Here is an 8,659-nt window from a genome sequence, read left to right as displayed (position 1 = left end):
CTCATTCTGAGCGTTCACGAAGGCAAAAACGTCAGCAGAATGAGCCGAGCACCCCACCGCAAGCGAAACACCAATGGGGCCGAGACGGCGCATACGCAACAAGTTGCCGGAGGACGTGCCGACGCTTGGCGTGTCATCCGCGATGCTGTCCAATAAGTGCTTGAAAGATTGATTGATTAAACATGTTCACTGACATAACAATATATTTGAGCACCTATTGATTTCCGGAGGGGGTTCGTGGCGGCCGATGAAACGACGGCATCAGGTGCAGGCACCGATTCAGACCGTGCTCCCCATCAGCGTCCGGCGTCCTGCCAGTGACATCTGAAAAATCCGGAGAGGGAGCGTAATGGCTTTATCGAGTGACACTGACGAGGACATTTCGGTCCAGCCGTCTGACAGGTTGTTGCGTCAGTTCGTCGGCTACAACATAAAACGGGCCTATATGCAATTACAGGGCGACTTGACCCAAACATTGGCACCTTTTGGCCTGCGGATCGGCACGTTCTCGGCGCTTGCAGTGGTGCTGGGCAGCGAAGGCATTTCTCAGACACAGCTCTCGGAAGTGCTGAATATCAAGCGGTCAGGTGTCGTGGTGTTGGTCGACGAACTGGAGAACCTGGGCGCAATTGACCGCAAGCCCGTCGAAACCGATCGCCGCGCCTACGCGTTGCAGGTGACAGCACAGGGTTGGCATCTTTGGCAAAATGCGGAGCGTGCCGTGCAATCGCATGAGGATGCGCTGTTTGACAAGCTCGCAGTCGAGGACATCCGCACGCTTCGGGAATTGCTTGTGCGTGCGACGCGCAGCGCGACACGGAAACGGCAGGAAGCGGACGAATGAAAGACCCGGTCACAGGTCTGAGGCTGGTGCCCCATTCTGTCGAAATGCGGCGCGAAAAGTCTCATCTTTTTCTAACCTCGAATGTGCCGCTGGACGCCGTTGTCGACCGTACATCCGATTGGCTGCATCACTGGGCAAGTGCTGCGCCCGACCGCGTGTTTCTGTCCGAGCGGGCAGGCGATAGCTGGCGCGAGGTCACCTATGCGCAGGCGCTGCGGCAGGTGCGGGCGGTTGCGGCGTGGCTGCTGGCGCGCGGGCTGACGCAGGACACGCCCATCGTCATCTTGTCAGGCAATTCCGTCGATCACGCGCTGCTGTCTTTCGGGGCGCAGTATGTTGGTGTTCCGACCGTGCCACTGGCCGAGCAATATTCGTTGACCCCCGAGGCACATGGGCGGCTGACCTATGTTCTGGACAAGGTCAAACCGTCTATGGCCTTTACAGACGATGCCGGGCGCTATGCCTCTGCCCTGAGGCTTCCGCAGTTCGACGGGGTAGAGGTTGTCGCCTCGAACTCCGCTGGCGCGCCTCGGGACGTGACAGCCTTTGCTGATCTGCTAAATGGCGATGCAACTGTCGATCTGGACGCCCGCCATGCTACGATGGGGCCGGATACCGTGACCAAGATCCTTTTCACCTCGGGGTCGACCTCCGATCCCAAGGGCGTGCTGACCACGCAGAAGATGATGTGTACCAACCAGGCGCAGATGGCCTCTGTCCTGCCGTTCCTCAAGGATCGTCCGCCGCGGATCTGCGACTGGCTGCCGTGGAATCACGTCTTTGGAGGATCGCATAACGTCAACATGATGCTTGCCCATGGCGGCACATTGGTGATCGACAGCGGCAAGCCGACCAACAACCTTTTTGCAGATACCGTGCGCAACATCATCGAAAAACCCGGAACGTTGTCCTTCAACGTGCCCGTGGGGTTTTCCTTGCTGGTGCAGGAAATGAAGACCAACGCCGCGCTGCGCGAGGCATATTTCCGCGATCTTGATCTGATCTTCTATGCCGGTGCCTCGCTTCCGCAAGAAGTCTGGACCGGGCTTGAGGACATGGCGCGCGAGGTGCGCGGCAAGCTGCCCCTGATGATTTCCAGCTGGGGCATGACTGAAACCGCGCCCGCCACGATCATGCTGCATGAACCTATCGGACGGTCCGGGGTGATCGGCGTGCCGCTGCCGGGGACCGAGATCAAGCTGACTCCCGACGCTGAAATGCGCTGCGAGCTGCGCGTCAAGGGCCCCAACATCATGGCGGGATATTTCGGCGATCCTGACAAGACGGCGCAGGCTTTTGACGACGAGAGTTTCCTGATCACCGGTGATGCCGTCCGCTTTGTCGATGTCGACGATCCGGATCGCGGGCTGACCTTTGACGGGCGCGTGTCCGAAGATTTCAAATTGCTGACCGGGACATGGGTTCAGGCGGGCAAACTGCGGATCGACGCGCTGGAAGGGCTGCGCGGGTTGGCGCAGGATGTGGTGATCTGCGGCCATGACCGCGACGCAATTGGTATGTTCATCATCCCGTATCCCGATCAACTGCGCGGCGATAACACATCGCAGGGCGCGGTGATCGATCCCACGCTGCAAGCCAGGATCGAAGAGCGCCTGCGCGAGATGGCCCACGCCGCCACAGGCTCTGCCAGGCGCATCAGCCGTGCCATCGTACTGGCCGAACCGCCCTCGCTGAAAGACGGCGAGATCACCGACAAGGGCTCGCTCAACGTGCGCAACATCATCACGCGCCGCGCCGATCTGCTTGAACGGCTTTACGACAACGAAGACCCGGCGCTGATCCGCGTCTGAAGGAGGCAACCATGGTCGATTTTTCCAAGGTCCGTGCGATCGACATTCACACCCATGCAGAGGAACCCTGCGGCTGCCATACCGATGACGGCTATGACGAGTTGCAGCGTACCATGGCGGGGTATTTCGGTGCCCCGTGGGAACATCCCCCGACCATTCCCGAAACCGCCGCGCATTACCGCGAACAGAACATCGCGGCGGTGATCTTTCCCGTCGATTCCGAGCGTGAGACCGGCTACCGGCGCTATTCCAACGACGAGGTTCTGGAACTGGTCAAACAGAATGACGACATCCTGATCCCCTTTGCGTCCATCGACCCGTGGAAGGGCAAGATGGCGGTGCGCGAAGCACGGCGACTGGTGGAGGACCATGGCGTCAGGGGCTTCAAGTTTCATCCGACCTTGCAGGGGTTCTATCCCAATGATCGGATGGCCTATCCGTTTTATGAAGTCCTGGCAGAGCATAACTGCGTGGCACTGTTTCACACCGGGCAGACGGGCGTTGGGTCGGGGATGCGTGGCGGCAACGGGATGCGGCTGAAATATTCCAACCCGATGTATCTGGATGATGTGGCAGTGGACTTTCCCGATATGAACATCATCGCCGCCCATCCCAGCTTTCCCTGGCAGGAAGAGGCGCTGGCGGTCGCCCAGCACAAGCCCAATGTCTATATCGACCTGTCGGGCTGGTCGCCGAAATACTTCCCGCCGATCCTTGTGCGCTATGCCAACAGCCTGCTGAAAAAGAAGATGCTGTTCGGATCTGACTGGCCGATGATCTCGCCCGAGAAATGGCTGAACGCCTTCGACAAGGCGGATTTCAAGGACGAGGTGCGCCCGCTGATCCTGAAGGAAAACGCCATGCGGCTTCTGGGCGTTTCCGAGTGACCCCGTTGCCCCTTTTCGGGTGGCATTTGGTTTTCCATGCGCGATGTTGCCGTGGCCGGAAACGTGTCGCGCTGGATTGATGACATGCCGGTCGGTAATTTGACCGTGCGGGGCGACGCCGGTCGCCGCCCTACACGTTCACCCCGCGTCGCCCGTCAGGCGGTTACATCGACGACCACCCGCCCCTTGACCTGACCTTTCAGGATGTCTTTGCCCAGACCCGGCAGGTCCGAAAGCGTGGCGGTTTGTACCATCGCCTCCAGCTTGTCCATCGGCAGATCCTTGGCGATCCGGCCCCACGCGCGGACGCGGTTCTGATATGGCTGCATCACGCTGTCGATGCCCAGCAGGTTGACGCCGCGCAGGATGAAGGGCGTGATCAGCGCGCCCTCGATCGCGGCACCGCCGGCAAGGCCGATCGCGGCAACGGAAGCGCCATATTTCATCTGCTTCAGCACACGGCCCAGCATGGCACCGGCGACGGCATCCACACACCCGCCCCACAGCTCTGCCTCAAGCGGTTTGCGGGTAACCTCCGTCAACTCTTCGCGCGCAACGATCTGCGTGGCGCCAAGGCTTTTCAGATAGTCCTCCTGCTCGGGGCGTCCGGTAACGGCGGCGACCTCATGGCCCAGATTGGCAAGGATCGCGGTCGCGACCGACCCGACACCGCCCGCGGCCCCGGTGACAAGCAGCGGGCCATCCTTCAGCCCCCGATCCTCCAGCGCCATGACGGCCAGCATCGCGGTCAGACCGGCGGTGCCCACGGCCATCGCCTGACGGGTCGTCAGCCCCTCGGGCAGGGGCACCAGCATATCGGCGCTCACACGCGCCTTCTCGGCATAGCCGCCCCAGCGGTTCTCGCCCACGCGCCAACCGGTCAGCACGACCTTGTCGCCGGGCTTGTAGCGGTCGTCGTCCGATGTTTCGACCGTCCCGGCAAAGTCGATGCCGGGCACATGGGGATAGGTACGCACCAGCCCGCCACCGGGACCAATGCACAGCCCGTCCTTGTAGTTGACGGTGGAATACTCAACCGCAACGGTGACATTGCCCTCGGGCAATTGATCTTCGCTGATGTCCTGAACCGAGGCAGAGGTCTTGCCCTCGTCATTCTTCTCAACAAGCAGAGCCTTGAACATGGTGTCCTTTCCTGAAAGCCAGTTATCTTGTGAATGGGTCCGGGGTGCAGGCTATGAGGCGCCCCCGGCCGTTTGCGTGGTCTTGCCGCGTGCGACTGTTGTCGCTGGTTCAGCGCGGCCCGTGCCAGTCGATCTGGCAGATCTCGGCCGAGCGTCCGTCGAAATCCCAGACCCGGCCGTAGGCGCGCAGCTTGCCTTTTTGCGCAGAGGCCACGGTGATATCGGGCCCCATCCAGTATTGCGTATTGGTGATGACAAGATCCTTGTCCTCATCCTTGCCGCCGACCGGCGTCACCACGCCCTGAATTTTGCGACCGACGGTGATATGACGTGTCTTGCCCTCGGTCTCGTAGGTGACAGGCTGACGCTCATGGCCCAAAATCTCGCTGACCAGGATCTTGAACAAGCCGGTCGTGCCGCGCGAGGCACCGCTGAAGATCGAGACAAGCGCGTCATATTGCGCGTCTGTCGCACGGTCGTCGATGAACAACGCGACCTTCCAGTTGCCGCGCGACATCATGCCGGGGATCTCGATCATCAGACCGACATTCAGTCCCGCCAGGTCGGTTTCGCCGTGTTGACCCTGATCAATGCGGACGCCGCCCCAGGTCTGGCAATGCCCCTCTGTCGGGGGATGTTTGCCAAGGCTGACAACGCAAGGGCAGAACACCGTGCAGTTGCAGTTCAGGATCAGCTCTCCCTTGAGCGTCCAGTCGGGAATGGTGGTGGCGTCCAATGCCATTGCGGGGCTCCTCGGTTTCAGAAAAGTGGTATCGCAAGCCCGGCGGCGATCAGGGCGACGCCAAGCGGTTTGGTGAAATAGCGGCCAAGGTCGGGCAGTTTTTCCAGCGTCATCAGTACCATGGCCAGGCCCATGAAGGCCAGATTCATGGTGCCGCCGACGAACCCAAGCAGCATCAGCGCCCAGCAGCACCCGACGCAATCCAACCCCAATCGTAGCCCGTTGCGATACGGACCTTCGTCCCAATATTGCATGAAGAATGTCAGCGGTGCGCGACAGCGCGACAGGCAGGCGTCTTTCATTGCGCTGAATTGATAGAGGCCCGCGCCGATCAGCAGAACCATCGTCAGCGGTACCGACAGGCTTTGCCCGAACCCGCCGATCCACCCCAACTCAAACAGGCTGACCTGTGCCATCGCGGCGATCACGGAAAACCCGATCCATGCTGTGAGATAACCGCTCAACAGCTTGCCCAGACCCGTCGGGGTGATGCGGCCCAGATCTTCATAGGTGGCAAAGGCGGGCAGGGCGGTGGGTGCCATCATCGCGGCGCTCATCAGCGCCCACATCGCGAATGCGGATGCAAAGCCGGACGCGCCGAACCCGCCGCTGCACAGCAATTCGACAAAGGACGCGCCGTAGGTCGCCTCAAGGCTTCGCAAATCTGACGGGATGGCCATGCGGAACAGCACCGCCCAGCACAGTATCGTAGCGCCAAAAAAGGCGAGCCAGTGCGGGCCGCGTAGTGATCTGATACGCAATGCGAGCATGGCCCCTCCTTCCTGTCCTGCATCTGACGATCAAGCTTGCAATCAAAATGCCTGACATTTAAATGTAAGACAAATGAAAAGAAGCAAGCGAAATCAAACACCAGATCTGCCCGCGCAGATTGCCAAGGCAATCCGCGATTCCATTCTGGCCGGTGATTTGATGGCCGACGACCGCCTGCCGTCAGAGGCAGATCTGGCCGAGACATTCGCAGTGTCGCGCCCGACAGTGCGCGAGGCGCTGAAACGGCTCGCGGCGCAATCGCTTATTCGCACCGAACGCGGGGCATTTGGCGGGGCTTTCGTCCGACGCCTGTCCTACAAGGAGGCGCAAGCGTTGCACGCGACGGCCTCGACCCTGCTGTTGTCGATCAACGAGGTGGATTTCGACATCGCCTGCGAAGCGCGCTTCGCGATGGAAAAATCCTGCACGGCACTGGCTGCGCTTCGCCGGACAGGGGATGACCTCGCCGCGATGCGGGCCGAGATTCACCGCCAGAGCCAACCCGATCTCAGCGACGAGGCGTTCTGTGCGTCGGATGTCGCCCTGCACCGCGCGCTGGTGGATGCGGCGGCCAATCCGATCCTGTCCTATCAGCTTGCCGGTGCGGTCGAGGCGATGCAGCCCTTGATGAACATGATCACCTTCAGCGCCCGGTCGCGGGGTCAGATCGTTCGGCTGCATACAAGGCTGACGGATGCGGTAGAGGCCCGCGACACAATTGGCGCTGATACCGTGCTGTCAGAGCTTGAGAGCTACACGCTGGAGTTGGGCAAGCGGTTCATTGCGTCACGCGCGGCCTCGGGTTAGCACCGGGCGCGGCCAGAACGGTTTCCCGCCTAGTCAACTGACGGTTCTGCTGAAAATGCGAGTCGGAACGCTTCCAGTGCGGTGTCAGGGTCACCTGCGGCAAAGGCTTCCATCCCGACCGGGCCATGATACCCCAACTCGATCAGCGCCCGTGCAACCACGGCATAGTTGATCTCTCCGGTGCCCGGCTCACAACGGCCCGGATTGTCAGCGACCTGTATCTCGCCGATCCATGGCAGGCATTTTTCACACCAGCGGATCAGATCCCCTTCGCCGATCTGCGTGTGGTAGAGGTCAAGATTGATCCGCAATTGCGGTCGATCCACCGCAGAGACCAGCGCCAGTACGTCCGCCGTGCTGGCGAACGGGCAACCGGGGTGATCCAGCGCGTTGAGGTTTTCCAGTGTGAAAACGACGTCTTCTTTCTCTGCCAGATCGCATAGACGGTGCAGCGTATCCTTGGCCTTCAGCCACATCGCGCCACTGACAGTTTCCTGTTGCCGGATCGGGATGCCGCCATCGCCCAACCCCGTGCCATGCAGGTTCAGCCGGTCCACGCCCAGACGTTTGCCGACCTGCGCGGCCTCGCGCGCTGAGGCCAGCAGCATGGTGGCGCCTTCCTCATCGGCCAGCCGACCTTCAAGATAGCCGTTCATAATGGTGAAGTTTGCACCTGACCTTTCCAGCGCGTCCAGATCCCAGGCGGACCAGTTCCAAAGGCCGACGCCAAGGCCCATCTCGGTCAGGCGCGCCGCGCGCCAATCCATTGGCCTGTCCTGCCAGAGCATCTCGGCGCAGGCCGCAAGCTGGAACGGTTGGCGCATCCGTTGGTCTTTCATCACGCGTCGCGCTCCACGATCCATGCGACCGGTGGGGCCGGAACAAAGCGCCATTTGCGCAAGGGGCCCGCCATGACGTTGAGGTAATACATCTCGAACCCGTAGGGTGCGCCGCAGGGGTGGTGGCCGCGCGGCACCAGCACCACATCGCCATCCGCCACGGCCATGGTTTCGTTCAATTGCAGGTCGTCGGTATAGACCCGCTGGATGCCGAACCCGTGAGCGGGGTTCAGGCGGTGGTAATAGGTCTCTTCGAGATAGGTGATGCGCGGAAAATCGTCTTCGTCATGCCGGTGGCTGGGATAAGAGGACCAGTGGCCCGCGGGCGTGAAGACCTCTGTCACCAGCAGGCTGTCGCAGTAATCCTCGTTTTCCATGGCGATATTGTTGATGTGGCGCGTGTTCGTGCCCTTGCCGCGTTCGGTCAGGGTGATACCCTCCGGGCCGATGCGGCGCGCCGCGTGGCCGCCTTTGCCGGGGGCGGTACAGACCGCGATCACGCAATCGGTCGTTGCTTCGGCCCGCCAGTCGGTTCCATTGGGCAGATACAGGCAATGCGGCGGGGATTTTTCGAACACATTCATCCGGTCGCCCAACTCCCCCCAATCCTGATCCGCGCCGGTGATCCTGGCCTTGCCCTCGACCATGACAAGGATCACCTCATTGTCGCCGGTCGCCTCTGCGGCGGTATCCCCCGGTTTGAGCCGGTAAAGCGAAAAGCCGACATAGCGCCAGCCCGCGCTTTCGGGGGTGATCGCATGCACCTTGCCGCGCGTGCCGAAGGGTTTTCTTTGCAGGTCCGCCATTAGGGGGCTC

General features: G+C 61.2%; 9 protein-coding genes. 4 read left to right on the top strand and 5 right to left on the bottom strand.

All coding sequences use genetic code 11. The features are described 5' to 3' along the window. Positions 1-349 precede the first annotated feature (349 nt). The 3 genes from B8991_RS18120 to B8991_RS18110 are packed head-to-tail and all read left to right on the top strand — an operon-like array spanning position 350 to position 3,542. A complete protein-coding gene (locus B8991_RS18120) occupies positions 350-844 on the top strand; it encodes a MarR family winged helix-turn-helix transcriptional regulator (protein ID WP_084354446.1) in 495 nt (164 codons plus the stop codon). Next, positions 841-2,655, top strand: a complete 1,815-nt coding sequence (locus B8991_RS18115; RefSeq protein ID WP_084354444.1) for a feruloyl-CoA synthase — start codon at positions 841-843, stop codon at positions 2,653-2,655. Before B8991_RS18120 ends, B8991_RS18115 begins: the two co-directional genes overlap by 4 nt. Positions 2,656-2,666: 11 nt before the next feature. After that, a complete protein-coding gene (locus B8991_RS18110) occupies positions 2,667-3,542 on the top strand; it encodes an amidohydrolase family protein (protein ID WP_084354442.1) in 876 nt (291 codons plus the stop codon). Positions 3,543-3,697: 155 nt separating this feature from the next. Here B8991_RS18110 and B8991_RS18105 read toward each other — a convergent pair whose 3' ends face one another. The 3 genes from B8991_RS18105 to B8991_RS18095 form a co-directional block, all read right to left on the bottom strand. After that, positions 3,698-4,684, bottom strand: a complete 987-nt coding sequence (locus B8991_RS18105) for an MDR family oxidoreductase (protein WP_084354440.1) — start codon at positions 4,682-4,684, stop codon at positions 3,698-3,700. A 109-nt stretch (positions 4,685-4,793) separates the two neighbouring features. Next, the gene (locus tag B8991_RS18100; RefSeq protein WP_084354438.1) at positions 4,794-5,426 is read right to left on the bottom strand and encodes a DUF1326 domain-containing protein; all 633 of its coding nucleotides are present in this window, start codon (positions 5,424-5,426) and stop codon (positions 4,794-4,796) included. Positions 5,427-5,443: 17 nt separating this feature from the next. Beyond that, entirely contained in the window at positions 5,444-6,196 is a 753-nt protein-coding gene (locus B8991_RS18095; RefSeq protein ID WP_084354437.1) for a DUF2182 domain-containing protein, read from the bottom strand. A 73-nt stretch (positions 6,197-6,269) separates the two neighbouring features. Between B8991_RS18095 and B8991_RS18090 the strand changes: the two genes are divergently transcribed. Then, complete coding sequence (locus tag B8991_RS18090) at positions 6,270-7,004, top strand: FadR/GntR family transcriptional regulator (RefSeq protein ID WP_084354435.1); 735 nt, start codon at positions 6,270-6,272, stop codon at positions 7,002-7,004. 29 nt (positions 7,005-7,033) lie between these two features. Here B8991_RS18090 and B8991_RS18085 read toward each other — a convergent pair whose 3' ends face one another. Both B8991_RS18085 and iolB read right to left on the bottom strand, forming a co-directional pair. After that, entirely contained in the window at positions 7,034-7,828 is a 795-nt protein-coding gene (locus tag B8991_RS18085; protein ID WP_084354450.1) for a TIM barrel protein, read from the bottom strand. Between the two features lie 14 nt (positions 7,829-7,842). Further along, a complete protein-coding gene (iolB, locus tag B8991_RS18080; RefSeq protein ID WP_084354433.1) occupies positions 7,843-8,649 on the bottom strand; it encodes a 5-deoxy-glucuronate isomerase in 807 nt (268 codons plus the stop codon). Positions 8,650-8,659: the final 10 nt, after the last annotated feature.

The sequence above is a fragment of the Primorskyibacter flagellatus genome (assembly GCF_900176485.1).
Classification (GTDB): domain Bacteria; phylum Pseudomonadota; class Alphaproteobacteria; order Rhodobacterales; family Rhodobacteraceae; genus Primorskyibacter; species Primorskyibacter flagellatus.
The sequence above is the reverse complement of the archived record's forward strand: the minus strand, read 5'-3'. Positions and strand labels throughout refer to the sequence as shown.

What these genes read in the sequence shown, in the direction of transcription:
- B8991_RS18095 (WP_084354437.1), bottom strand. Translation starts at nt 6,196, where the DNA reads ATGCTCGCATTGCGTATCAGATCACTACGCGGCCCGCACTGGCTCGCC.
- B8991_RS18115 (WP_084354444.1), top strand. Translation starts at nt 841, where the DNA reads ATGAAAGACCCGGTCACAGGTCTGAGGCTGGTGCCCCATTCTGTCGAA.
- B8991_RS18105 (WP_084354440.1), bottom strand. Translation starts at nt 4,684, where the DNA reads ATGTTCAAGGCTCTGCTTGTTGAGAAGAATGACGAGGGCAAGACCTCT.
- B8991_RS18120 (WP_084354446.1), top strand. Translation starts at nt 350, where the DNA reads ATGGCTTTATCGAGTGACACTGACGAGGACATTTCGGTCCAGCCGTCT.
- B8991_RS18085 (WP_084354450.1), bottom strand. Translation starts at nt 7,828, where the DNA reads ATGCGCCAACCGTTCCAGCTTGCGGCCTGCGCCGAGATGCTCTGGCAG.
- B8991_RS18100 (WP_084354438.1), bottom strand. Translation starts at nt 5,426, where the DNA reads ATGGCATTGGACGCCACCACCATTCCCGACTGGACGCTCAAGGGAGAG.
- iolB (WP_084354433.1), bottom strand. Translation starts at nt 8,649, where the DNA reads ATGGCGGACCTGCAAAGAAAACCCTTCGGCACGCGCGGCAAGGTGCAT.
- B8991_RS18090 (WP_084354435.1), top strand. Translation starts at nt 6,270, where the DNA reads ATGAAAAGAAGCAAGCGAAATCAAACACCAGATCTGCCCGCGCAGATT.
- B8991_RS18110 (WP_084354442.1), top strand. Translation starts at nt 2,667, where the DNA reads ATGGTCGATTTTTCCAAGGTCCGTGCGATCGACATTCACACCCATGCA.